This is a genomic window from Pseudomonas oryzihabitans (assembly GCF_006384975.1).
In the GTDB taxonomy this organism is placed as follows: domain Bacteria; phylum Pseudomonadota; class Gammaproteobacteria; order Pseudomonadales; family Pseudomonadaceae; genus Chryseomonas; species Chryseomonas psychrotolerans_B.
This window is the reverse complement of record NZ_CP021645.1, coordinates 4,763,632-4,787,441: the sequence shown is the minus strand read 5'-3', so window position 1 is coordinate 4,787,441 and position 23,810 is coordinate 4,763,632. Positions and strand designations below refer to the sequence as shown.

21 protein-coding genes are annotated in these 23,810 nt (G+C 65.2%); 11 read left to right on the top strand and 10 right to left on the bottom strand.

Features of this window, described 5'->3' with window-relative positions; genetic code table 11:
* Positions 1 to 811: 811 nt before the first annotated feature.
* The 3 genes from CCZ28_RS21655 to CCZ28_RS21645 are packed head-to-tail and all read right to left on the bottom strand — an operon-like array spanning position 812 to position 3,437.
* On the bottom strand, positions 812 to 973 hold the full coding sequence (locus CCZ28_RS21655; protein ID WP_074529420.1) for a DUF2474 domain-containing protein: 162 nt from the start codon (positions 971 to 973) through the stop codon (positions 812 to 814).
* The gene (gene cydB / locus CCZ28_RS21650; RefSeq protein ID WP_140220814.1) at positions 973 to 1,995 is read right to left on the bottom strand and encodes a cytochrome d ubiquinol oxidase subunit II; all 1,023 of its coding nucleotides are present in this window, start codon (positions 1,993 to 1,995) and stop codon (positions 973 to 975) included. The genes CCZ28_RS21655 and cydB overlap by 1 nt, the downstream gene beginning before the upstream one ends.
* Positions 1,992 to 3,437 (bottom strand): cytochrome ubiquinol oxidase subunit I, encoded by a 1,446-nt coding sequence (locus CCZ28_RS21645; protein WP_140214987.1) that lies wholly within the window; start codon positions 3,435 to 3,437, stop codon positions 1,992 to 1,994. Before CCZ28_RS21645 ends, cydB begins: the two co-directional genes overlap by 4 nt.
* 299 nt (positions 3,438 to 3,736) lie before the next feature.
* Here CCZ28_RS21645 and CCZ28_RS21640 point away from each other — a divergent pair, with 299 nt between their 5' ends.
* From CCZ28_RS21640 to CCZ28_RS21630, 3 genes are all read left to right on the top strand, one after another.
* The gene (locus CCZ28_RS21640; RefSeq protein WP_167509268.1) at positions 3,737 to 4,963 is read left to right on the top strand and encodes an MFS transporter; all 1,227 of its coding nucleotides are present in this window, start codon (positions 3,737 to 3,739) and stop codon (positions 4,961 to 4,963) included.
* A gap of 83 nt (positions 4,964 to 5,046) precedes the next feature.
* A complete protein-coding gene (fabG, locus tag CCZ28_RS21635; protein ID WP_140220813.1) occupies positions 5,047 to 5,850 on the top strand; it encodes a 3-oxoacyl-ACP reductase FabG in 804 nt (267 codons plus the stop codon).
* On the top strand, positions 5,843 to 7,672 hold the full coding sequence (locus tag CCZ28_RS21630) for a glycoside hydrolase family 15 protein (RefSeq protein WP_140220812.1): 1,830 nt from the start codon (positions 5,843 to 5,845) through the stop codon (positions 7,670 to 7,672). The genes fabG and CCZ28_RS21630 overlap by 8 nt, the downstream gene beginning before the upstream one ends.
* A 561-nt stretch (positions 7,673 to 8,233) precedes the next feature.
* Here CCZ28_RS21630 and CCZ28_RS21620 read toward each other — a convergent pair.
* A complete protein-coding gene (locus CCZ28_RS21620; protein ID WP_240795189.1) occupies positions 8,234 to 8,638 on the bottom strand; it encodes a response regulator in 405 nt (134 codons plus the stop codon).
* Positions 8,639 to 8,884: 246 nt separating this feature from the next.
* On the opposite strand from CCZ28_RS21620, the gene betT reads away from it, so the two are divergent.
* The gene (betT, locus tag CCZ28_RS21615; protein WP_140221408.1) at positions 8,885 to 10,849 is read left to right on the top strand and encodes a choline BCCT transporter BetT; all 1,965 of its coding nucleotides are present in this window, start codon (positions 8,885 to 8,887) and stop codon (positions 10,847 to 10,849) included.
* 127 nt (positions 10,850 to 10,976) lie between these two features.
* Entirely contained in the window at positions 10,977 to 12,047 is a 1,071-nt protein-coding gene (locus CCZ28_RS21610) for an AbrB family transcriptional regulator (RefSeq protein ID WP_140220811.1), read from the top strand.
* A gap of 12 nt (positions 12,048 to 12,059) precedes the next feature.
* Here the strand turns inward: CCZ28_RS21610 and CCZ28_RS21605 are convergent, their stop codons facing one another.
* Positions 12,060 to 12,320, bottom strand: a complete 261-nt coding sequence (locus CCZ28_RS21605; RefSeq protein WP_140220810.1) for a BTB/POZ domain-containing protein — start codon at positions 12,318 to 12,320, stop codon at positions 12,060 to 12,062.
* 424 nt (positions 12,321 to 12,744) lie between these two features.
* Here CCZ28_RS21605 and CCZ28_RS21600 point away from each other — a divergent pair, with 424 nt between their 5' ends.
* Complete coding sequence (locus tag CCZ28_RS21600) at positions 12,745 to 14,043, top strand: sensor domain-containing diguanylate cyclase (RefSeq protein WP_240795188.1); 1,299 nt, start codon at positions 12,745 to 12,747, stop codon at positions 14,041 to 14,043.
* Positions 14,044 to 14,093: 50 nt separating this feature from the next.
* On the opposite strand, the gene CCZ28_RS21595 is transcribed toward CCZ28_RS21600, so the two are convergent.
* On the bottom strand, positions 14,094 to 15,113 hold the full coding sequence (locus CCZ28_RS21595; RefSeq protein WP_140220809.1) for a GGDEF domain-containing protein: 1,020 nt from the start codon (positions 15,111 to 15,113) through the stop codon (positions 14,094 to 14,096).
* A gap of 339 nt (positions 15,114 to 15,452) precedes the next feature.
* Between CCZ28_RS21595 and CCZ28_RS21590 the strand changes: the two genes are divergently transcribed.
* On the top strand, positions 15,453 to 16,268 hold the full coding sequence (locus CCZ28_RS21590; RefSeq protein ID WP_140220808.1) for an HDOD domain-containing protein: 816 nt from the start codon (positions 15,453 to 15,455) through the stop codon (positions 16,266 to 16,268).
* Positions 16,269 to 16,392: 124 nt separating this feature from the next.
* A complete protein-coding gene (locus tag CCZ28_RS21585; protein WP_140220807.1) occupies positions 16,393 to 16,668 on the top strand; it encodes a hypothetical protein in 276 nt (91 codons plus the stop codon).
* 53 nt (positions 16,669 to 16,721) lie between these two features.
* Here the strand turns inward: CCZ28_RS21585 and CCZ28_RS21580 are convergent, their stop codons facing one another.
* Positions 16,722 to 16,988, bottom strand: a complete 267-nt coding sequence (locus tag CCZ28_RS21580; protein WP_140220806.1) for a hypothetical protein — start codon at positions 16,986 to 16,988, stop codon at positions 16,722 to 16,724.
* Positions 16,989 to 17,138: 150 nt separating this feature from the next.
* Between CCZ28_RS21580 and CCZ28_RS21575 the strand changes: the two genes are divergently transcribed.
* Entirely contained in the window at positions 17,139 to 17,906 is a 768-nt protein-coding gene (locus CCZ28_RS21575) for a hypothetical protein (protein ID WP_140220805.1), read from the top strand.
* A gap of 17 nt (positions 17,907 to 17,923) precedes the next feature.
* Here the strand turns inward: CCZ28_RS21575 and CCZ28_RS21570 are convergent, their stop codons facing one another.
* Positions 17,924 to 18,700 (bottom strand): SIR2 family NAD-dependent protein deacylase, encoded by a 777-nt coding sequence (locus tag CCZ28_RS21570; RefSeq protein WP_140220804.1) that lies wholly within the window; start codon positions 18,698 to 18,700, stop codon positions 17,924 to 17,926.
* Between the two features lie 197 nt (positions 18,701 to 18,897).
* Between CCZ28_RS21570 and CCZ28_RS21565 the strand changes: the two genes are divergently transcribed.
* Positions 18,898 to 20,811 (top strand): AAA family ATPase, encoded by a 1,914-nt coding sequence (locus CCZ28_RS21565; RefSeq protein WP_140220803.1) that lies wholly within the window; start codon positions 18,898 to 18,900, stop codon positions 20,809 to 20,811.
* Positions 20,812 to 20,866: 55 nt separating this feature from the next.
* Here CCZ28_RS21565 and CCZ28_RS21560 read toward each other — a convergent pair whose 3' ends face one another.
* Both CCZ28_RS21560 and CCZ28_RS21555 read right to left on the bottom strand, forming a co-directional pair.
* Entirely contained in the window at positions 20,867 to 22,165 is a 1,299-nt protein-coding gene (locus CCZ28_RS21560) for a flavohemoglobin expression-modulating QEGLA motif protein (RefSeq protein WP_140220802.1), read from the bottom strand.
* Between the two features lie 88 nt (positions 22,166 to 22,253).
* Positions 22,254 to 22,679 (bottom strand): VOC family protein, encoded by a 426-nt coding sequence (locus CCZ28_RS21555; RefSeq protein ID WP_140220801.1) that lies wholly within the window; start codon positions 22,677 to 22,679, stop codon positions 22,254 to 22,256.
* Between the two features lie 154 nt (positions 22,680 to 22,833).
* Here CCZ28_RS21555 and CCZ28_RS21550 point away from each other — a divergent pair, with 154 nt between their 5' ends.
* On the top strand, positions 22,834 to 23,724 hold the full coding sequence (locus CCZ28_RS21550; protein ID WP_140220800.1) for a LysR family transcriptional regulator: 891 nt from the start codon (positions 22,834 to 22,836) through the stop codon (positions 23,722 to 23,724).
* Positions 23,725 to 23,810: the final 86 nt, after the last annotated feature.

The window sequence follows — 23,810 nt, the reverse complement described above, 5'->3', positions numbered from 1 at the left end:
ATGTTGCCAAGCTAATTCATGGCGTGTTCGGAAAGCTCCTGTTCCGCCCCCGCCGGGCGGGTCACTTTTTGCAGTCGCGGCTGCGCGCCCCGGACAAAAGTAACCAAAAACGCTTGCCCTGGTCATCCGGCCCGGCGCTGCGCGCCGGGTCCCCTCACTCCGCCGCCCTTCCGGTGGGCCGCCGTCGAAGGGCCGTCCTGGCCCTCGACGCCTTTCGCGGCATCCCTGCCGCTCACCCACCTCCAGAACGGCTACGTTCGGCCTCCTGAACAGGGCACTGGGTGCCGGCTGGAAGTTTTCTTTGAAAAGTCGTTTATCCCTTCTCGCTGCCAAATCCATCAGTAGGTTCGGAAAGCAGCACTGCACCTGCTTTAAGCCGGCTGGAAAAAGCCTAACTTTCAACCGGCACCCTAGTGCCCCGTTTGGCCGGCCGAGCGGCAGTGTCGCGGAAACGGGTGAGCGGCATGGATGCCGCGAAAGGGGCCGAGGGCCAGGACGGCCCTTCGGCCCCGGCCCGCTGGAGCGGCGCTGACGTGAGGGCATCCTGCGCAAAGCGCAGGACCGGCCAGTCGGGGCGAGCCTTTTTGGTTACTTTTTTGGCAATTGAAAAAAGTAACCCGCCCGGCGAGGGCGGAACGAAAGCTATCCGAAAACGCCGTAAATCAGCTTGGCAGCCACCCCCACCCCAACCCTCCCCCGCAAGCGGGAGAGGGGGCGGTCCAGCGTGCGGGACAAGTCTCCTACGCAAGGACAATCCCCTGCGTAGGGTGGATGACGGCGCAGCCTCATCCACCGCAACACCCGAGTCAGGTCAATGCGACTTGAGCCCAGCCGCCGTCAGCACCAACCGCAGCACCCAGGCCACCACGCCGAGGGCGACCAGGCTGCAGGCCCAGATACCGGCCATCCAGGCCAGCCGCTGCCAGAGTGGCTTGCTGTCGGCGGGGTTGGGTTCGCGCGAGCGGCCGGCCATCAGTGGTAGCCCTCACCCGCGCGTACCTTGCCGCGGAACACGTAGTAGCCCCAGAAGGTGTACATCAGGGTGATCGGGATGATGAACAGGGTGCCGATGAGCAGGAACAGCTGGCTCTGCGGCGGTGACGAGGCCTCCCAGATGGAAACGCCCGGCGGGATGATGTTCGGCCAGAGGCTGATGCCCAGACCGCTATAGCCGAGGAAGATCAGCGCCAGCGTCAGCAGGAAGGGCGCATGGTGCGAGTCTTCGCGCAGGATGGCGCGTAGCAGGGCCAGGGTCACCACGCCCACCAGGATGGGCACCGGCAGGAACCAGAACAAATTGGGCAGGCTGAACCAGCGATGGGAGATGGCCGCGTGGGTCAGCGGTGTCCAGATGCTCACCACCACGGTGAAGGCCAGCAGCAGGAACAGCAGCGGCTTGGTCAGGCGGCGCATGGTGGCCTGCAGCGGGCCCTCGGTCTTCATGATCAGCCAGGTGCTGCCCAGCAGCGCATAGGCGGCGATCACGCCCAGGCCGCAGAACACCGAGAAGGGCGTTAGCCAGTCCAGCGGGCCACCGACGTACTGGCGATTCTCCACCGGGAAGCCCTCGATGAAGGCGCCCAGGGCCACGCCCTGGCAGAAGCTGGCCAGCAGCGAGCCGAAGATGAAGGACTTGTCCCACAGGGCTTCCTTGCCTTCGTGGACCTTGAAGCGGAACTCGAAGGCCACGCCGCGGAAGATCAGGCCGATCAGCATGAAGATCAGCGGCAGGTAGAGCGCCGGCAGGATCACCGAGTAGGCCAGCGGGAAGGCGCCGTACAGCCCCGCCCCGCCGAGCACCAGCCAGGTCTCGTTGCCGTCCCAGATGGGTGCCACGGTGTTCATCATGACGTCACGATCTTCCTTGCCCTTGACGAAGGGGAAGAGGATGCCGATGCCCAGGTCGAAGCCGTCCATGACCACGTACATCATGAGGCCGAAGATGATGATGATCGCCCAGATCAGCGGGAGGTCGATGCCAGGGATGCCGTTCATGCGCGGTCTCCGGTCAGCTGGTCTTTGGGATTGTCTTCTTCCAGGCCGTCATCGGCGCCGGACAACGGACGCTTGGGGTGCCGATCGGTACCCGGACCACCGGAGGTGGGCAGATCGCCTTCGCCGGTATGGGGCCCCTTGCCGATCAGGCGCAGGGCATAGAGGGTGCCGATGCCGAACACGGCGAAATAGACCACCACGAAGGCCACCAGGGTGATGCTCAGCTGGGTGACACTGTGATTCGACACCCCATCCTTGGTGCGCAGCAGGCCGTAGACGATCCACGGCTGGCGGCCCACCTCGGTGGTGAACCAGCCGGCCAGCAGGGCGATCAAGCCCACCGGGCCCATGCACATCACCAGGCGCAGGAAACCGCGGGTCTCGAACAGCTTGCCGCGCCAGCGCAGCCAGGCGCTCCACAGACCGGCGGCGATCATCAGCAGGCCCAGGGCGACCATGATGCGGAACGACCAGAACACCACGTAGGCCGGCGGCCGGTCTTCCTTGGGGAAGTCCTTGAGGGCCGGGATCGGCTCGGTGAAGCTGTGCTTGAGGATCAGGCTACCGAGCACCGGGATCTCGACCTTGTAGAGCGTCTTCTCCTGTTCCATGTCCGGCCAGCCGAACAGGATCAGCGGGGTCGCCTCGCCGGGCGGATTCTCCCAGTGGCCCTCCATCGCGGCGATCTTGGCCGGCTGGTGCTCCAGGGTATTGAGGCCATGGGCATCGCCGACGAAGGCCTGGATCGGCGCCACCAGCAGGGCCATCCACATGGCCATGGAGAACATCTTGCGCACCGCCGGGTTGTCGTTGCCGCGCAGCAGGTGCCAGGCCGCCGAGGCACCGACCAGGAAGGCCACCGACAGGTAGGCGGCGATGGTCATGTGCGCCCAGCGGAAGGGGAAGGACGGATTGAAGATCACCGCCAGCCAGTCCATCGGGACGATGCGGCCATCGACGATCTCGTAGCCGGCGGGCGTGTGCATCCAGCTGTTGGACGCCAGGATCCAGAAGGTCGACATCAGGGTGCCGATGGCCACCATCACCGTCGAAAAGAAGTGCAGGCCGCGGCCGACGCGATTCCAGCCGAACAGCATGACGCCGAGGAAACCGGCTTCGATGAAGAAGGCGGTGAGCACCTCGTAGGTCAGCAATGGCCCGGTCACGGCGCCGGCATAGTCGGCGAAGCCGCTCCAGTTGGTGCCGAATTCATAGGCCATCACCAGACCGGACACCACGCCCATGCCGAAGAAGATCGCGAAGATCTTCAGCCAGAAGTGATACAGATCCTTGTAGACGTGATTGTCGGTCTTCAGCCAGAGGCCTTCGAGCACGGCGAGAAAGCTCGCGGAGCCGATGGACAACGCCGGGAAGATGATGTGGAAGGACACGGTGAAGGCAAACTGGATCCGCGCGAGATCCAGGGCTTCGAGGCCGAACATAACTTTTCCTCTCAGGCACGCCGGCCGTCGAGAGCGGCCGATCGAGTTGACGTTGACCGAAGTTCGAACCACTGCCATGCGGACGGTTCTAGCGAAACGCGCAAAAAACCACCCTGACTAGCGTCTTCAGCCTATCGCAAAGCTGACCTGAATCAACGTCAGGCTTTAGAGTAGTCCTCCTGGATACATTTGCTTACGTGGTTCGATGTCGCATTAGGCAGGCTGTCGCACCCGTAGTTGTATGACGACAACTCCACAGGTGGCTTAAGATGCCGCCTCTGCCTCCCCGAGCCTCGATCATGTCCGGCGACACCTTGCTGCTGCGTCACCACCGTCCTTTCGTTGCCTTCTGGTTCGCCCGCATCTGCACCGCCGGCAGTTTCCAGATGCTCACCGTCGCCATCGGCTGGCACCTCTATTCCCTCACCGGCAACGTGCTCGACCTCGGCCTGGTCGGCCTGGTGGAATTCCTGCCGCGGGTGCTGTTCATGCTGCACACCGGCCACGTCGCCGACCGCTACGACCGCCGTCGGGTCGCCGCCCTCTGCCAGACCGGCCAGGGGCTGATCGCCCTGGTGCTGCTGGTGGGCAGCCTGAACCAGGCAGTGACCCGTGACCTGATATTCATCCTGGCCTTCTGCCTGGGGACCGCACGGGCCTTCGAGCAACCCACCACCCAGGCCCTGCTCCCCAATATCGTGCCGCCGGCCATCTTTCCCCGCGCCATCGCCGCAGCAGCTTCGGCCATGCAGGGCGCCACCATCATCGCCCCGGCGCTGGGCGGCCTGCTCTATGCCCTGGGCGCGGCCTGGGTCTATGGTCCGGCCCTGTTGTTCTACGCAATAGCCGTACTCTTGGTGTCCAGCCTGCCCGCCCGGCAGACGCCCAGCCAAAAGGAAAAACCGACCCTGGAAAACCTGCTGGCCGGCATTCGCTTCATCAAAAGCCGTCCGGACGTGCTCGGCGCCATCTCCCTGGACCTCTTCGCCGTGCTGCTCGGTGGCGCCACCGCCCTGCTGCCGGTGTTCGCCGCCGACATCCTGCTCACCGGGCCCTGGGGCCTGGGCCTCCTGCGCTCGGCGCCAGCGGTGGGCGCCCTGGGCATGTCTTTCCTGCTCGCCTACGTCAGCCTCAATCGCCACGTGGGACGCATCATGTTCGGTGCCGTGGGGGTATTCGGCGTAGCCACCATCGCCTTCGGCCTATCCACCTCGCTGTGGTTCTCGCTGTTCACCCTGGTGGTGCTGGGCGCGGCCGACATGGTCAGCGTGGTGATCCGCACCTCCTTCGTCCAGTTGGAGACCCCCGACGCCATGCGCGGTCGGGTCAGCGCGGTCAACGGCCTGTTCATCGGTGCCTCCAACCAGCTTGGCGAGTTCGAATCCGGCCTCACCGCCCATTTCTTCGGTACGGTGCCGGCGGTGGTACTGGGGGGCATCGGCACCCTGGTGGTGACGGGGGTATGGATGAAGCTGTTCCCTGGCCTGGCCCAGCGCGACCGGCTGCACGAGCCGGTCCAGACCTAACATCCGGCAACGCGCCAAGGCTGAAACTAGACGCCAGCGCGACGGTCAGCAGTCAGACACCTTTTCCGCGCAGGAGTCTGGACATGCAGCTTTCCCTCAACGGCCAGGTCGCCCTGGTCACCGGCGGCAGTTCCGGGATCGGTGCCGCTGTCGCCGAGGCCCTGGCCAAGGCCGGCGCCGCCGTCGCCATCAACTACCACTCCCATGCCGAACCCGCCGAGGAATTGGCCCAGCGCATCCAGGACGCCGGCGGCCGCGCCATTGCCGTGGGTGGTGACGTGGGTGACGAAAGCGCGGTGCAAGCCATGTTCGACCGCACCCTGGAGGCCTTCGGCCGGTTGGACATCCTGGTAGCCAACTCCGGCCTGCAGAAAGATGCCGCAGTCACCGAGATGTCCCTCAAGGACTGGAACACCGTCATCAACACCAATCTCACCGGCCAGTTCCTCTGTGCCCAGGCCGCCATCCGCCAGTTCCGCAAACAGGGCCGCGATGAAAAGATCTCCCGCGCCCTGGGCAAGATCATCCACATGAGTTCGGTGCACGAGGTCATCCCCTGGGCCGGCCACGTCAACTACGCCGCGTCCAAGGGCGGGATCTACATGCTGATGCGCAGCCTGGCGCAGGAAGTGGCGGCCGAGGGCATCCGCATCAACAGCATCGCGCCCGGAGCCATCGCCACAGCCATCAACGCCGACGTCGTCAACGACGAGGCGAAGGCCCGCGAACTGCTCAAGCTGATCCCCTACAAGCGCATCGGCCACGTGGAAGACATCGGTAACGCTGCGGTTTTTCTCGCCAGTGACCTGGCCGACTACGTCGTCGGTACCACCCTCTTCGTCGACGGCGGCATGTGCCTCTATCCGGGATTCGAAGACAATGGCTGATTCCACCTCCGTGCACGCCCGCCGCAGTATCGGCGCCCACGGTGTCATCGGCGACCTGCGCACCTGCGCCCTGGTCGCCACCGACGGCACCATCGATCACTTCTGCTGGCCGAACCTCGACAGCCCGTCGGTGTTCGCCTCCCTGCTGGACTCGGAGAAAGCCGGCTATTTCAGCCTGGCGCCGCTGTGGGACGATGCCCGCGAACAGCAGCTGTACCTGCCGGATACCAATATCCTGCAGACCCGCTGGCTGGCGGCCGAGGGCGTCGCCGAGGTCACCGACCTGATGCCGGTCTGCAGCGCCGAGGACACCAAGCCGCGCATCGTCCGCCGCGTGCAGATGGTCGCCGGCCACGGTCGCATCCGCCTGCATTGCGCACCGGCCCACGACTATGCCCGCGCCACTACCCGCGCCCGGCGCCTGGACGATGGCGCCCTGTTCGAGGCCGACGGTCAGCCCAGCCTGCGCCTGGCCTCGCCGGTCCCCCTGCAGGTCGAGGGCAATGCCGCCTTCGCCGAGTTCGACTTGCAGCAGGGCGAATCCCTGGACTTCGTTTTCGGCTGCGCCGAGGATCCGCAGGTGGTGGCCGGGGACAGCGAGCTCTGCTTCCAGGACACCCTGGCCTACTGGACCCGCTGGACCGCCAAAAGCCATTACCAGGGTCGCTGGCGCGAGATGGTCACCCGTTCCGCCCTGGCGCTGAAGCTGCTGACCTCCTGCAAGCACGGCTCCATCGCCGCCGCGGCCACCTTCAGCCTGCCCGAGTCCCTGGGCGGCGAACGCAACTGGGACTATCGCGCCTCCTGGATCCGCGACTCGTCTTTTACCGTCTACGCCTTCATGCGTCTGGGCTACACCCAGGAGGCCAAGGACTTCATCCACTGGGTCGGCCGCTGCATGGAGAACAGCCACCAGGAGCCGGAGCGGCTGCAGATCATGTATCGCCTCGACGGCGGCCTGGATCTGCCCGAGGAAAGCCTCGACCACCTGGCGGGCTATGCCGACTCGAGCCCGGTACGCATCGGCAATGAGGCGTACAAACAGACGCAGCTGGATATCTATGGCGAGCTGATGGACGCCGTCTATCTATCCAACAAATACGGCGAAGCCATCTCCCATCAGCGCTGGCGCCACGTGGTGCGGATGATCGATCACGTCTGCGAGGTCTGGAATACACCGGACGCCGGTATCTGGGAGATGCGCGGCGAACCCGAGCACTTCCTGCACTCGCGGCTGATGTGCTGGGTGGCCATCGACCGGGCGCTGCGCCTGGCGGTGAAGCGCTCCCTGCCGATGCCCTACGAGCACTGGTACGCGACGCGCTCGGCGATCCAGGACGATATCTGGGACAACTTCTGGAGCGATGAGCTGGGTCATTTCACTGCGACTCGCCATGGCAAGAGCCTGGACGCGGCCATGCTGCTGATGCCGCTGGTGCGCTTCGTCAGCGCCACCGACCCCCAGTGGCTGGCGACCCTCGACGCCATCAAGCAGCACCTGACCTACGACGGCATGATCCGCCGCTACGACCCGGCCGACACCCCGGCGGACAATCTCGACGGCGAAGAAGGTGCCTTCGTCGCCTGCTCCTTCTGGTACGTCGAATGCCTGGCCCGCGCCGGACGGGTGGACGAGGCGCACCTGGAATTCGAGAAGCTGCTCGGCTACGCCAATCCCCTGGGACTCTACGCCGAGGAACTAGACAAGCGCGGCTATCCCTTGGGCAACGTCCCCCAGGCCCTGTCGCATCTGGCGCTGATCAGCGCGGCCTTCTTCCTGGACCGCAAGCTCAGCGGCAAGGATCCGCAATGGCAGCCGTAGCGAGCAGCAAAGGTAGGTTGGGCTGAGACGGCACCATCGTCGAAGCCCAACGAGGCGGGTTGATCGAGACCCGGTCTCGGTGGGCTTGGTTCGTCCCTAGGCCTGGGTGTCAGCGTCCATATCTCTTGTTGCCGCTGGCGGTAATGCAATAACGCCCGCCGCGAGGCCCGATACAGACATTGCCGCCACTGCAGGAGCAATCGTCGGCTGTGGAAGATGAGTCGGAATAGCTACGCCTACTGGACGAGCGCCGACTGCTACCCGAACGCCCTCGGGCTTCCTGCCAGGCGCTGGCCTGACTGACCGTATTGGCGAAAGGCGTTGGAATGCGCTCTCCTCGCTGGTTAGCCAACGCAGAGACTGGCTTCGCCTCGTCCAAGACCAACGCATCAGCGTGTTCGGTCGCGACAAGGCCAAGGGCAACAAAAAGCAGTCCCAGCATCCGTTTGTTCATGCAGCGTCCCTGTGCAAATAAATAAGGGCACAGGCTAACGTCTCGGTCGTTTAGGCCCAACAACCCATGGATCGGAGGTCAAAAGAGGGGACGCTGCGGATCCAGACTCAAGCCACCCTGCTCTGCCCCAGCGCCTCATTGACACAATTGGCCATGTCGTCGATGTGCCAGGGCTTGGGCATGAAGCGGGTGCGCCCGGCGCCACGGGGGACCGCCAGGCGATCACCGGAGGTGAGGATGACCGGGATGTGCGGCCAGCGTTGGGCGACCAGCTGGGCCAGCGCTTCGCCGTCCAATCGACCGGGCATGCGTACGTCGGTAAAGAGCACATCGATCCGCGCGCCGTTCTGCTCCAGATAATTCAGGGCCGCATCGGCTGTGGAAACGGCGATCACCTGCAGGTCCACCAAGGCTTCGAGGGCCTCCGTGGCCAATTCCCGCAGCAACGGCTCATCCTCTACCAGCAAGAGCAGAGGACGATAGGAGCCGAGTGGGGAAGATGCCTGATTCATACCCAACAGACTTTGCCGGAGCGGCTCGGTTCGGACCTTTCGTGCCATCCGCGGGCGAAGTCGACAATCGGCAGCAACAGCTCCTCTGGACGGCAACTTCCCCGGCCGGGCTGACTCGAAGCGTTCACTCATGAGCCCTCCTGTGATATTCTTTTTTGATCGAACGATCAAGTAAAAAAGAATTCCTTCTCTCTCAGCTCGCAAGGAGTCCTCATGAGTGCAACGCCCTCATCCGGCACCGTACGGCTGAATCCCCCCGCGTTCTACTGCGCGGCCGCGGTGATCCTGCTGTTTTCCCTGATCGTCATCAGCCGCCCCGACCAGGCGGGTGCCTGGCTGCTGCAAGCCCAGACCTGGGCTGCCAATACGGTCGGCTGGTACTACCTGCTGGCCATGACGCTCTATCTGGTGTTCGTGGTGGTCACCGCCCTCTCCGGCTACGGCAAGATCAAGCTCGGTGCCGACCACGACCAACCCGAATTCAGCTATCTCTCCTGGGCCGGCATGCTGTTCGCCGCTGGCATCAGCATCACCCTGTTCTTCTTTTGCGTCTCCGAACCCCTCACCCACTTCGCCCAGCCGCCAGCGGGTGAAGGGGGTACGCCGGCCGCCGCGCGCCAAGCGATGCAGATCCTCTTCCTGCACTGGGGCCTGCACGGCTGGGGCGTGTTCGCCCTGGTGGCCATGGCGCTGGCCTACTTCGCCTATCGCCACAACCTGCCGCTGGCCCTGCGCTCGGCGCTCTACCCGCTGATCGGCAAGCGTATCAATGGGCCCATCGGCCACGCCGTGGACGCCTTCGGCATCATCGCCACCATCTTCGGCCTGGGCGCCGACTTGGGCTTCGGCGTGCTGCACCTCAACGCCGGGCTCGATTACCTGTTCGGCATCAGCCATAGCCACTGGGTGCAACTGATCCTCATCGTGCTGATGATGGGCGCGGCCATCGCCGTGGCCGTCTCCGGCGTCGACAAGGGCGTGCGCATCATGTCCGACATCAACATGGTGCTGGCCGTCGCCCTGCTGCTGTTCGTGCTGTTCGCCGGTCCCACCCAGCACCTGCTCAACACCCTGATCCAGAACATCGGCGACTACCTCGCGGCACTGCCGGGCAAGAGCTTCGATCTCTATGCCTACGACGAGCCCTCCGACTGGCTGGGCGGCTGGACGGTGTTCTACTGGGCCTGGTGGATCGCCTGGGCGCCCTTCGTCGGGCTGTTCATCGCGCGCATCTCTCGTGGCCGCACCATCCGCGAATTCGTCTTCGGCGTGCTGTTCATTCCGCTGGGCTTCACCCTGGCCTGGCTGTCGATCTTCGGCAACAGCGCCCTGGAGCTGGTCCTCGGCCAGGGCATGAACGGCCTGGCGCAGACCGCCCTCACCGATCCGGCCATGGCCTTCTACCAGGTGCTGGAGACTTATCCGGCCAGCCGCGTGGTGATCAGCGTGGCCGTACTGGTGAGCTTCGTCTTCTTCGTCACCTCGGCCGACTCGGGCACCGTGGTGCTCTCCACCCTGTCGTCCACCGGTGGCGAGGCGGACGAGGACGGTCCCAAGTGGCTGCGGGTGTTCTGGGGCGCCGCCGTGGCGGTGGTGACCGGCGGCCTGCTGTTCGCCGGCAGCATGGATGCCTTGAAGTCGGCGGTGGTGCTGACCTCGCTGCCCTTCTCGGTAGTGGTCCTGCTGATGATGTGGGGTCTGCACAAGGCGCTGCACCTGGAGACCCAGCGCCAGCGGGCGCGGCTGCATTCCCTCGCCCCGGTGGCGACCAATGGCAAGGCGCGCCATGGCGGCTGGCGCCAACGCCTGGCCCAGGCGGTGTACTTCCCCTCGCGGGACGAGGTGTACCGCTTCATGGACAGCACCGTGCGGCCGGCGATGGAAGAAATGGTCGAGGTGTTCCGCGAGAAGGGCCTGGTGGTGGACACCCAGTTCGACGCCACCAATGCCAACCTGCAACTGATCATCGGCCACGGCGAAGAGCATCCCTTCGTCTACCAGGTGATCATGCAGGGCTATTTCACCCCCTCCTTCGCCCGTGCCGGCATGGGCGGCCTGCACCTGAAGAACCGCCGCTACTACCGCGCCGAGGTGCACCTGACCGAGGGCAGCCAGGACTACGACCTGGTGGGCTACAACCGCGAGCAGATCCTCAACGACATGCTCGACCAGTACGAACGTCACCTGCAATTCCTGCATCTGGTGCGCTAGTAGATGGTTTTTTCCAAGACCGAAAGGCCATCGAAAGTCACGAACGTCGTATAATCGCTCCAGGGCCGACCCATGCCGGCCTCGGGGTCGGTACGCCTCACCGGTCCCTCGTCGTTCGGAGACCCTCTTGTCCGCCCCCGCTACCCCTGCGCCCCATTCCCTGCTGCTGCAATGGCTCGCCCTGATCCTCTGCTCCGCCCTCGTGGGCGGTGTCCTCAGTTGGCTCCAGGTCCCGGCCGCCCTCTTTCTCGGGCCCATGCTCACGGCCATCGCCTTCGGAGTGGGCGGCGCCACCATTCGGATCCCGAAGCGGCTGTTCCAATCCGGCCAGGGCATCGTCGGCTGCCTGATCGCCCACGCCATGACCGCCGCGGTATTACTCACCGTCGCCGAGCACTGGCCGGTGATGCTGCTGGCGACGGCGCTGACGGTGCTGCTCAGCCTGCTGACCGGCGCGCTGCTGGTCCGCTTCGGCGGCCTGCCCGGCAGCACCGCCGCCTGGGGCACCACGCCGGGCGCCGCTGCCGCCATGGTCGCCATGGCCGAGGAATACGGTGCGGACCCACGCATCGTCGCCACCATGCAATACGTGCGGGTGGTCTGCGTGGTGGTCATCAGTGCCCTGGTCGGTCGGTTGCTGGGCGCCGAAGGCAGCGGCACCGGTCACCAGGCGACGACGATCAGTCTGGACGCCCACTTCGCCGTCAACTTGCTGCTAACGCTGGTGGTGGCTCTGGTTGGCAGTTGGCTGGGTGGACGATTGTTTCCCGCCGGCGCCCTGCTCGTGCCCATCGCCCTGGGCACCCTCCTGCAACTCAACGGCTGGCTGGACATTACCCTGCCCCATGTCCTGCTCGCCGTGGCCTATGGCGCCATGGGTTGCTACGTGGGCTTGCGTTTCGATCGCGCCACGGTCAGCTATGTCTGGCGCGCGCTACCGAAGATGATCTTCGCCTCGCTGCTGCTGATCGCGCTCTGTGCGCTGTCCGCCCTGTTGATGGCCCGGCTGATGCACGTCGACTTTCTCACCGCCTACCTGGCCACCAGTCCCGGCGGGCTGGACTCCATGGCCATCATCGCGGTGGACGCCCACGCCGATGTCGGCCTGGTGCTGGCCATGCAGGCGTTGCGCCTGATCGGCGTGGTATTGACCGGGCCACTGCTGGCCCGACAACTGGTGAAACTCGCCCGCACCTGATGGGAGCTGCGGTCAGGCCGAGCGGCGACGCTCAACTTGGGCGGTGATGTTGTAGCCCTCGGCGGCATGGCCGCGCACCACGACCCGGGCATCGGGATAGAAGCCCTTGAGCCGCTGTTCGAAGAGAAAATAGATTTCCGCGCCCACGCGGATCTCCGCGGGGTCGGTCAAGGTCAGGGAAAAATTACGCACGGGATCGGCGGCGTGCTGCTGTTCGTTCGCCTCGATACGCTGCATGGCGTCTTCGACAATCTGTTCGGCGATCTGCGACATCTTTGACCTCCTGGTCGGGTCTAACATAGGGTCGTCGCCCCCATGGGCGACTGTTCGAGTACAGACCGCAGCCTCTGTGCGAGGATTCATCGCCACGCCAAGATTCCGATGAAAGCGTCGACGCGTTCGAGGTATCGACACGCCCCTCGGCGCTTGCGCTGGCGTCTCCATCTTTCTGCTGACCAGGAATCCGCTCACCATGGCCGAGGGCCCAGGCACTCCTGTTCCCACTCATACTCCGGCGACCCGGCGGCGCGCACTGGCGCTGCTGGTGTGCGCCGTGGCGGTCGTGTTCGCGCTGGAGGCCTGACAAGTCTGGCGTAGCTACCAGAACGCTTTCGACAACGCGCTCAGCGATGTCAGCAATATCACCCTGGCTGCCGCCCAGCATGCCAACGATGCCTTCCGGGAGGCCGACCTGCTGATGGTGAGTGTGCGGGACGTGCTGGAAAACCAACCGCAGGAACAGCTCGACCGCCCGCGCCTACAGCGCCTGCTCAAGCAGCAAGTCGCCTTGCTTCCGCAACTGCACGGCCTGTTCGTCTATGATCACGCCGGCAATTGGCTGGTGACCGACAAGACCAGCACGCCGCCCCGCACCGACAACGCCGACCGGGACTACTTCAAGTTCCACCAGCACCACATGGAAGACGTGATGCACGTCGGAGCCGTCATCAACAGCCGCAGCACGGGCGAACTGGTCATTCCCGTGTCTCGCCGTCTGGACGACGCCGAAGGCCGGTTCGCCGGCGTGGTCCTCGCGACCATCAGGCTGAGCTACTTCGTCGACTACTATGCGCGCTTCCAGCTGGACAATCGCGGCGCCATCGCCCTCGTCATGAACGACGGCGCCTTGGTCGTACGACGTCCCTTCGAACACATAGGCCTGAGTCTCGCCACTGGCGAACTGTACCGTCAGCATGTTTCCAAGGGCGCCAGCGGCACGGCCATGGCGCGCAGTTTGATCGACGGCCAGAACCGGCTATACGCCTTTCAACACCTGGACAGTGCCCCGCTGTTCGCTCTGGCGGGAATCTCCGAGAGCGCCATCCTGGCGAGCTGGCGCCAGGGCATGCTCCGCTCTGTCGTGGTGGTTGGCATTCTCATCCTCGGCATGCTGATCTTCGGCTTCAGCCTGCTGCGGGAGATCCGCATGAGCATCCGCCACGAAGCGGCACTGCGCCTTGCCCACGACAATCTGCAGGTACTGACACTCAAGGACAGCCTGACCGGGCTGGCCAACCGTCGTCATTTCGACACCCTGCTGCCGGCTGAGCTGGCCCGGGCGCAACGCACGGGGCAGCCGCTCAGCCTGTTGATGCTCGACATCGATTACTTCAAGGCCTACAACGACCACTATGGTCACCCCGAGGGTGATCGCTGCCTACAGGCGGTCGCCGGGGTGGTAGCCGCAGCGGCGCGGCGGCCCGGTGACCTCGCGGTGCGCTACGGCGGCGAGGAAATGGCGCTGCTGCTACCCAACTGCGACGAAGTAGGCGCCTTTGGCGTAGCCTGCGTGATCCAGGAGCACCTGCGCACCCTGGATTTGCCCCATACCGGCAGTACGTTCGACCGTATCACCGTCAGCCTCGGCTTCGCGGTTCACCTGCCCGGCCAGATGCAGCCTCTCGCGGCCGCGCTGCTGACCAGCGCCGATGATGCCCTCTATACCGCCAAGCACCTGGGCCGCAATCGTATCCATCCGCCCCTCTGTCCCTGCTGAGTCTCCCGGATGGCCTGACCGGCACCGAGCGGTCCCAGGCACCTTTCCCGCTAGCCGCAGATCATTCCGCCGCGGTAATACACCCGGTCCTTGCCCGCGCGCTTGGCTTGATAGAGTTCCCCATCGGCCTGCTTGAGCAGATCCGCGGGCTGGTAGCCGGGAATGAAGCGCGCCACACCGGCACTGAAGGAAAAACAGGTACCGGCCTGGGTATTGCTGCGGATGTCGTCGAGCAGCGCCTGCAGCCGCTCGATCAGCTCTCGCTCGTCATCGGTCTTGAGCAGTACCCCGAACTCCTCACCGCCCAAGCGGCCGAAGCGGCCCTCGGGAAAGTGCCTGGCCAGGGTGCCGGCCGCCTCGCGCAGCACCAGATCCCCCACATCATGGCCGAAACGATCATTGATACGCTTGAAGTCATCGATGTCGAGCATGACAAAGTGCCAGGACGACGAGCCATCTCGACACACCTGCTCCAGATCCAGCATCAGCGCACGGCGATTGCTGATCCCGGTCAGGGAATCGGTTTCCGCCTGCAGACGATAGCCTTCCTTGAGCTCCAGGGTGCTGGCGACGATGCGCACGAAGGTAGCGTTGAGCAGCAGACCGAGCACCATGCCGCACACCATCATCACCACCAGCAAGGGCAATGTCTCCGTGCCGATGGCCTCCAGTTGCCCATGGAACAGGATCAGCCAGACCGCTCCCGCGGCGATGCCATAGTCGAGCACATGGGAGAACAGAATGGTCGAGCCCAGGGTGATGACGATGGCCAAGGGAATCATCCAATCATGGCCCGCTGGCCCCATGCCCAAGATCTGAAAGCGAAAGGCCAGGGCTTCGAACAACACGAACACCAGTGCGAACAGCCGCCAGACCGCGAAGCGTCTGGCCGTGGTCATGGCCAGGCAGGAGCCCGCCATGCCGGCGAACGCCAGCCAGCCCCCACCGTCCAGGCCGTCGGTGAGGAACGGATTGATCAGCACGCTGCTCAACCAGCCAAGAATTCCGGTGCATTGCGCCAGGACGTTCGGCAACTGCAACATCTGGCGAATATGCGTCTGATAAACCATGGAAAACTCGACCGCCAAATTCAGTGGCAAAATGACATCTTACGTGAACATCCATTCGCCGCCGCTCATCGGCTGGCCTGCAGAGCCTTCTGGCCAGCACCTTGGCCTGGCCCCGCCTTTTTTACCTTCTGCTAAGACAACGTTCACCGAGTCCTGCACCTGACGAACGGCGGCAAAATGACGCCTTCGGTCAGTTCGTTTGGCGAAGGTATTTATGGCGCCCGTTAAGCTTCTTGGCCGAGGATGCGACTAGGCTTGTCGGTATACGGGCTGCACGCTCGCCGCCTTGATCCTTCTTCAAGCGTTCCTCTACCGGTATAGAACAAACCAGGCGCTCCCATGGAAATCGATGCTCTGTTCGATCACCTGCATACCCTTCCCAGCATTCCCAAGGTAGCGCAGGAGCTCATCCAGCAATTCGACGATCCCGACAGCACCATTGAAGGCGTCGCGCGCAATCTGTCCCTCGATCCGGTACTCTCCGCCAAGGTGCTGCGCCTGGCCAACTCAGTGCGCTTTCGTGGGGTGCGGCCATCGACCAGCATCGAAGGCGCCGCCATTCGCCTGGGCTTCGACGCCTTGCGCACCTTGGTGCTGGCCTCGGCGGTGACCGCGGCCTTTCGCAGCAGTCCGTCGTTCGATCCACGGGATTTCTGGCAACACAGCTTCGATGTCGCCAGCATCTGCCGCGTTATCGCCCGGCAGACCGGCGCCGATGCGGAAACCGCCTTCACCTGCGGTATGTTGCATAGCATCGGCGAATTGCTGATCAAGACGACGGCGCCCGACATCGCCGCACGGATCGACGCCGAACAGCGTACGCTGCACCTGGCTACCCAGCAGGACGCCATCGGCTTCGGCTATCCGGAGGTGGGCGCGGAGTTGGCACGGCGCTGGCAGTTGCCCCTGGTGATCCAGCATGCCATTGCCTACCAGTTGCATCCGCAAGATGCTCCGGACGATGCCACCATGGCGCGCCTGGTCGCCCAGGCCAGGCTGGTGTCCTTTGTCCTGCGTCGCCATGGTGGCATCAACGAGCAAGCCAAGGCGGCTCTGGCAAACCCCCTGCTCAACGATGTGGATCTGGATGCCTTGCTCGGTGAGCTGCCGGAAATCATCGAGGCCGACAAGGCCTTTGGCATGCTGATCAACTGACCGGTTGTCCCAGCGCCGGGAAAGGCCACCGTTTGCATCACAAATCTGCCAGCCGGTTCTGGTCAAAAGCGAACGCCTGCCACGAAAATCGGTCGAAGCTGTATAGCTGACAGGAGTGAGTGAGATGGCCGAGCCACTGAAGTTCACGGATGCGAACACCATCATCAAGGGCGCCTTCCAACCGATGCTGTGCGCCATGACCGCCCAGGACCCGGCGACTTTCAACGTCGAGGTCTATGCCCCCAACGGCACGGCGCTCTTGCAACGCCGCATCGCCCGCGTCGATTTGCTGGACAACTCGTTGTTGGAAGCCTTCATCTGCGACAGCCGTGCACGTATCGAGCGCGCCACTCACGAACGGCTCGATTGGCAGGTGCGCTACACCCGCGCAATATCCTGAGTCCTCTGCTGTTGAGCGAAAAGGCGCCCCGCGAGGCGCCTTTTTCATGTCCGTCAGTCGTTGAGCACGGGCTTCTGCTTTTCGCCCTGGGCTTTGCCAGTCTGAGTCTTGGTGGCGGCGGACTTGCCGGTCTTGTTCTGGGTCGAGGGCGTGGCGGTGGAGGTATCGTCCGCGCTGTCGCGATTGCTGGTGTTGGAGCTGCCGGGCGCGCCGATGCCATTGCCGGTGACGCCGGCATCGTTGTTGCCGGCGGCCAGGCTCGGGCCGGCCAGGATCGCCAGCGTGGCGCCCAAGGCGAGGATCGGGGAAGTCTTGCGCATCTTGGTGTCCTCCTGCCGCGAAAGGAAGGGGTCGCGGGCTGCCCCTGGCTGATTAGGCCAAAGGCCGGGCCAAGCGTTCCCGCCTTCCTATAGACTAATCAGCATCCCGCCGTACCCCGAGAGGTCCGGCCGTCGTGTTCAGGAGTTGCCGTGAAGCACCGTTATCTCATCGTCGATCGCACCGCGCTCGATACCCCCGCCCTGTTCGATTACCTGGCCGAGGCGCCGCAACACCGCGTCATCGTCTCTGGCGGTACGGCCGAACAGCTGTTCGCGGCGGAGCTCTGGCCGCGCCTGCGTGAGCGCCTGGCGCCCCATGCCGAGCGTTTCTTCTTCGCCGACTCCAGCGGTCCATTGCTGCAAGCCGAACTGGAAGGCCGCAAGCCCGGCTTGCTGGATCGTGAGCTGACCCTGGCGTTCAAGCAGGCGGTAACCGCCGATGCCGAGGACGATCGGGTACTCAACCGGATCCGCAGCGAACTGCTCGATACCGATCATGACTACCAGGCCAACCGGCGGATCTTCCTCAACAGCCTGCTCGGCCAGATGCGCCGTGCCTTGCCGGCCGGGGCGGTGACCGCTGGCAACTGGCAGGACGCCGTCCGCCAGGCCATCGCCGCCGCGCAGCAGGGCCTCGCCAAGGGTTTCGCCCCCGGCCTGGCCGATGCGCCCTTCAAGGTCTTCCTCAAGGCCTATCCGCTGGCGGCGCGCTATGTCGCCCAGCTCGCCGTGCTGCTGATCACCGCCGGCCGCCAGGACAACGATGTGCTCATCGACCGCTTCGTGGCCCAGGATCCGGCGCTGGTCGCCACCCTGTTCGATGGCCTGCTCACCGAAGACGCTGACCAGCGCCAGGCCTACACCGCGCTCAAGCGCACCCTGGATGCGCTGGGCACTGGCGGCCAGGCGCTGCACTAGTTCACCGGAGCCGCCAATCAGAGCTGCCTGAGCAGCGCGGGTAGGATCACTCCCGCGGCGCCCAGCAGCTGCCAGTCATCACGAAAGTCCGCCGCTGGTTGCGGATCGATGCGCACCACCGTCGCGCCCTGCTGACGCGCCACCTCCGGCAGGCTGGCCGCCGGCTGCACCAGTCCTGAGGTGCCTATCACCAGGCACAGGTCGCAGCGCTCCGCCAGGGCCCAGGCGCTGGCCAGGGCCTCGCTGGGCAGGGACTCACCGAACCAGACCACCCCGGGACGAGCCAGGCCGCCGCAGTCAGGACAGGCAGGCGGCGCCACCAGTCGCGCCTCGACAGCATCTGGGAGTGGCGGTGCGTCCAGCGGCCGCGCGCACTCGAAGCAGCGCGGCGCATGCAGGCTACCGTGCAGATGGATGACATCGCGGCTGCCGGCCCGCTCGTGCAGATCGTCGACATTCTGGGTGACCAGCCGCAGTCGCCCGTGGCGAAGTGCCCACTCCCCCAGCGCCCGATGGGCCGGATTGGGCTGGGCCGCGAGCACCTGGGCGCGGCGCCACTCGTACCAGCTCCAGACTCGCGCCGGATCTTCGCTGAAGGCCTCGGACGTAGCCAGTTCGGCGGGATCGAAGCGTGCCCAGAGCCCGGTGAGCGCCTCGCGAAAGGTGGCGATGCCACTCTCCGCCGAAACCCCGGCACCGGTCAGCACCAGCACTTCGTCGGCGGCTCTCAGGCGTTCGAGCAAGGCCTCCGGTAGTACCGGCAGGCCCTGTCGGCAATCCAGGCATTCGGGCATGGCGTGGTCTACTCCTTGAAATCTGGCGCAAAACAACCAGGCCTTGCGGACCGCGGCAAAGGCCGAAAGTGTGACGATACTCGACGGATGGTGAGTCCACTCATCGTTTTCCGCCGAACCGAGGTTCACCCCCGCCGCCACAGGCCGATAATCCGGGAGTCCGCGTCCGCTGTCGCTCCGACCCTAACGGTATGTGAATGAAGAAGTCCGTCTTTGCCAAGTATCCGCGCCGGTTCATCGCTGGTGCTCTCGCCCTTGTCACCGTCACCAGCTTGGCCGGCTGGCTGTGGCTCAAGCCCACCACACCGGCACCGACCGCCACCGCCATGCTCGCCAGCGTGCAACAGGCCCCCGAACACTGGACCCAGCAGCCACGTGACCTTTCCGTGCTGCTGGCCGATCTGCGCGCCAAGGCCATCAGCGGCGCCGTGATCGGTGATCACACCCTCTACATAGATACCGCCCGTGGCGAGCACTATGCCGTGACGGACAACGGCGGTCGTATCGCCAACCTGCTGCTGGCCGACTACGCCGCCCAGGGCGAGCCGCAATTTCCGGTGGCCATCTGGAACGAGGCTGGTCAGCGCCATCCCTGGTTGGATACCCTGCTGATCAACCTGCCGGGCTATCTGCTCCTGCTGTTGCTCGCCGTGCCCCTGGCCATGCGCTTCGCCAGCCCTTTCAAGCTGCATCGCAAGGGCACTGGCATCTCCTTCAAGGACGTGGTCGGCGCGGCCGAGGCCAAGCGGGCCCTGGAAGACGTCACCACCTGCCTGCGCAATCCCAAGGCCTTCGCCGCCCTCGGCGCTCGTCCGCCCAAGGGTGTGCTGCTGACCGGCGAACCGGGTACCGGCAAGACCCAGTTGGCCAAGGCGCTGGCCACCGAGTGCAACGCCCACTTCATCCAGGTGACCGGTAGCGATTTCTCCTCGATGTTCTTCGGCGTTGGCATCCAGAAGGTCAAGGCGCTGTTCCGTACCGCGCGCAAGAAGGCGCCCTGCATCATCTTCATCGACGAGATCGACGGCATCGGCCGCCGCGCCGAGCAGTCGCGCTCCAGCGATGCCGAGGCCAACCGCATCATCAACCAGTTCCTCACCGAGCTGGACGGCTTCGACGGCACCAGTGGCGTACTGGTACTGGGCGCCACCAACTTCGCCGACTCGCTGGACCCGGCGCTGCGCCGCGAAGGCCGCTTCGACCGCACCATCGCCGTGCCGCTGCCGAGCCTGGAAGACCGCCGCGCGCTGTTCGAACTCTATGCCGGCAAGCTGCCCTGCCAGGGCGAACTGGACCTGGCCGCCCTCTCCCGCGGCACCGTGGGCCTGACCCCGGCGGCCATCGCCTACATCAGCAACCACGCTGCCCTGCTGGCCGCTCGCGAGAACGCCAGTGCCGTGACCATGGCCCACTTCGTCGAGGCCATCGAGACCTGTCGCATCGGCGAGCAACCGGTCGGCGTCACCCCGCTGGGTTCGGCCGAGCGCACCCGCATCGCCGTGCACGAAGCTGGTCATGCCCTGGTCGCCGCGGTGCTCAACGTCGGCCGGGTGGAAAAGGTCACCCTGCTGCCCCGTGGCCAGGCCTTGGGCGTCACCCTGATCACCCCCACCGAAGACAAGCGCCTGCACCTGAAGTCGGAACTCGAAGGCCGCATCCAGATGCTGCTGGCCGGCCGCTGCGCCGAGCAGCTGTACTTCAACGAGGTCTCCTCGGGCGCCGCCCAGGACCTGCAGGAAGCCTCCAAGCTGGCACTGTCCATGGTCGCCTCCCTGGGCATGGGCCCGAGCGGTTCGCTGCTCAGCCTGCAGGCCCTGCGCGATGCCGGCATCGACTTCGACGCCGGCCCCAGCATCGCCGCCGCCGATCAGCTGCTGCACAGCCTGGATCATCGCTGCCTGGCGCTGATCACCGAGCTCAAGCCGGCGCTGGACGACATCACCGACCAGCTGCTGCGCGACGAGACCATCCCCGGCAGCGCCGTGGCCGAAGCCATCGCCCGCGCCAGCGGCCTGGAAGCCTGCGGCGCCCTCAATCGCGCCCTGGCTCGCGTACCGGAAGTCGCTGGCGACAGCGAACCCAGCATCGCCGCCGCCTTCAAGGGCGAGTGATTCCAGCGCTGCTTAGCTGCTAGCAAAAGCCCCGGTCCGCCGGGGCTTTTGCTTGTCAGAGGATGTTGGCGTAGTCCGCCTCGATCCGATCCAGGCTCAGGTGATTGAGGAAGTTGGAGAAGCACATCCAGGCCGCCAGGGCATTCAGATCCTGGAATTGCGCAGGCAGGTACTTGGGCGGCACCACCACGCCCTCGTCGACGAGCTGGCGCAGGATGCGCATGTCTTCCAGGGTGGTCTTGCCGCAGAACAGCAGCGGGATCTGCTCCAGCTTGCCCTTGCGCACCGCCAGCTGGATGTAGTTGTAGATGAGGATGAAGCCCTTGAGATAGGACAGGTCCTTGGTGAAAGGCAGCCCCGTCGGCGTCGAGCCACGGAACACCCGGCTGGCGTTCTGGTAGCCCGACTCCAGGTCGTAGCCCTGCTCCTGGAAGAAGCGGAAGACGTCGAGGAAATCGGCGCCGTCCTCGGCCAGGTGGATGGCGCGGGTGCGGTTGGTCAGCTTGCGCAGCCGGGTCGGATAGGAGGCGAAGGCGATCACCTCCATGAGGATGGCCAGGCCTTCCTGGGTCACGGTGGAGGATGGCGGGCCCTTGGCCAGGAAGGTGCAGATAGGCTGGTTCTGGCCGTTGAGGGTGGTGCCGACATGCACCAGCCCCTCGTGGACCTCCAGGGCGCGCACGTCGCGCTCGTTGAACAGGGCATCGGCGCGCACCTTGATGTAGTCGGCGCCCGCCGCCGCGTCGGCGACGATACCGTCGGACTCGAATACCCGGATGGTCCCCTCGGTCTCGCCGAACACCTGGTTCAGCCGTGCCTGCAGGATGGGCACCGCATCCTTGGCGGTCAGGGTCTTGGGCTCGTCTTCCAGGGCGCCGCGATGGGCGATGTTGTCCAGGTAGCTGGACATCATCATGCCGAGGTCGGCGAGGGTCGGATCGCCGGCGTGGAAGGCGTCCGAAGCCGCACCATAGAGTTCCTGGGAGATCAGCCCGAAGTCCGGCGTGCCACGCGCCTGCAGCATGCGGATCACCATGCGGTACTCGCGGCACATGCGCCTCATGATCTGCCCGACCGGATTGAACTGGCCGAGCTGGCGGGTGACCTCTCGCTCGATGTGCTGGAATTCGCCCTTGAGCGCATCGCCATCGAAGCCCAGCGGGCGACTCTCGTAGAAGGCGCGATCCACCGCTGGCAGCCGCTTGCCCTTGCCGTCCAGGAAGCCCTGACGCACCCCGTCGTCCCACTTCACCGCATCGAGGATGCGAATTGGCGCCTGGGCCGCGACGATGCGGTCGGACAGCTGGCGGATGGTCTGGTGATAGGGATCAAGAAAGGGCTGGCGGGCATTCATGACGGCAACCGGGCGACAGGCGAGAACCAAGAATGGCCGCTGACGGGCCTTTTGCCTAGGTTTCTCGCCACAAGACCCGCCGAACGCCCTACTTGGCGAACAACTGGCTCATGTCCTTGAACGCCTTGAACTCCAAGGCGTTGCCGCAGGGGTCGAAGAGGAACATGGTGGCCTGCTCGCCTACCTGGCCCTTGAAGCGGATATAGGGCTCGATGACGAACTTCGTCTCCCGCGCCCGCAGACGCTCGGCCAGGGCCTCCCACTCGTCCCAGCCGAGGATGATGCCGAAGTGCGGCACCGGCACGTTGTGGCCGTCCACGGCGTTGGTGTGGGCCTCTTCCTGGGAGGCGGTCTTGGGGTGCTCGTGGATCACCAACTGGTGGCCATAGAAGTCGAAATCGACCCAGTGCTCGCTGGAGCGGCCTTCGGCAAGGCCGAAGACTTCGCCGTAGAAATGCCGGGTGGCGGCCAGGTCATAGACGGGAATGGCGAGGTGGAAGGGCGAGAGGGCCATGGTGCGGAATCCTGTTGGGAGGGGCTTCGGCCATTCTCACCCCAGGTTTTATTGTGGATAAAGCGTATTTTCTTGCCTGCGAGCAACGAAAATTTCGTCGCTCGCCGCCCGGGCTCGCTACAGTGCCCTATCCTTTTTTCGGCAGATGCGCGCCATGCTTCGCGAACTCAAGACCTTTCTCGCCGTGGCCCGCCATGGCAGTTTCGCCGCGGCGGGCCTGCACGTGGGTCTCACCCCCTCGGCGGTGAGCGCCCAGATCCGCGTGCTGGAACAGAACCTGGGCGTGAGCCTGTTCGACCGCAACGGCCGCAGCGCCCTGCTCAATGCCGCCGGCCGCCGGGCCCTGCCGCTGGCCGAGGAGATCCTCGCTACCTACGGCCGCATGGCCGGGGTCGGCGCGGGCGAGGAGATCCAGGGCGAGTTGCGCATCGGCGCCATCGCCAGCGTCCAGACCGGCCTCCTGCCCGGCACCCTGGTGCGGCTGCGCCAGCGCGCGCCGCGACTGGAACCGCGCCTGGTCCCCGGGGTATCGCTCAGCCTGCTCAGCCAGGTGGACGCCGGCGAACTGGATCTGGCCATCCTCATCCGCCCGCCCTTCGAGTTGCCCAAGGAGCTGCACGCCACCGCCCTGCTGCAGGAACCCTTCGTGCTCATCGCCCCGCCCGATCTGGAGGGCGACGATCCGCTGCTGTTGCTGGAGACCCAGCCGTTCATCCGCTACGACCGCCACTCCTTCGGCGGACGCCGGGTCAGCGCCTTCCTCCGCGAGCAGCGCCTGACGGTGCGCCAGGTGCTCGAACTCGACGAACTCGACGCCATCGTCAAGATGGTGGAGCGCGGCCTGGGTGTAGCCCTGGTGCCCTGCGCCGGCCTCTGGCTGGAGCATCCACGGGTACGGCGGCTGTCGCTCGGCGCCCTCACCTTCCATCGCGAATTGCAGATCATCACCCGCCACGCCGGCCGCAACCTGCCGCCGGTGGCCCTGTTTCGCCGCTGCCTGACCGAAGCCGTGTCGGAGCATCTGCACCAGCAGCCAGTGGAGTGAAGCCGAGAGCGCCGGCGCCGCTGGCCGCCACGGTACCGCCCCGAAGAGAAATCGTCTTTTTCAGGCTTGCTTCCGGCCTGCTAGGC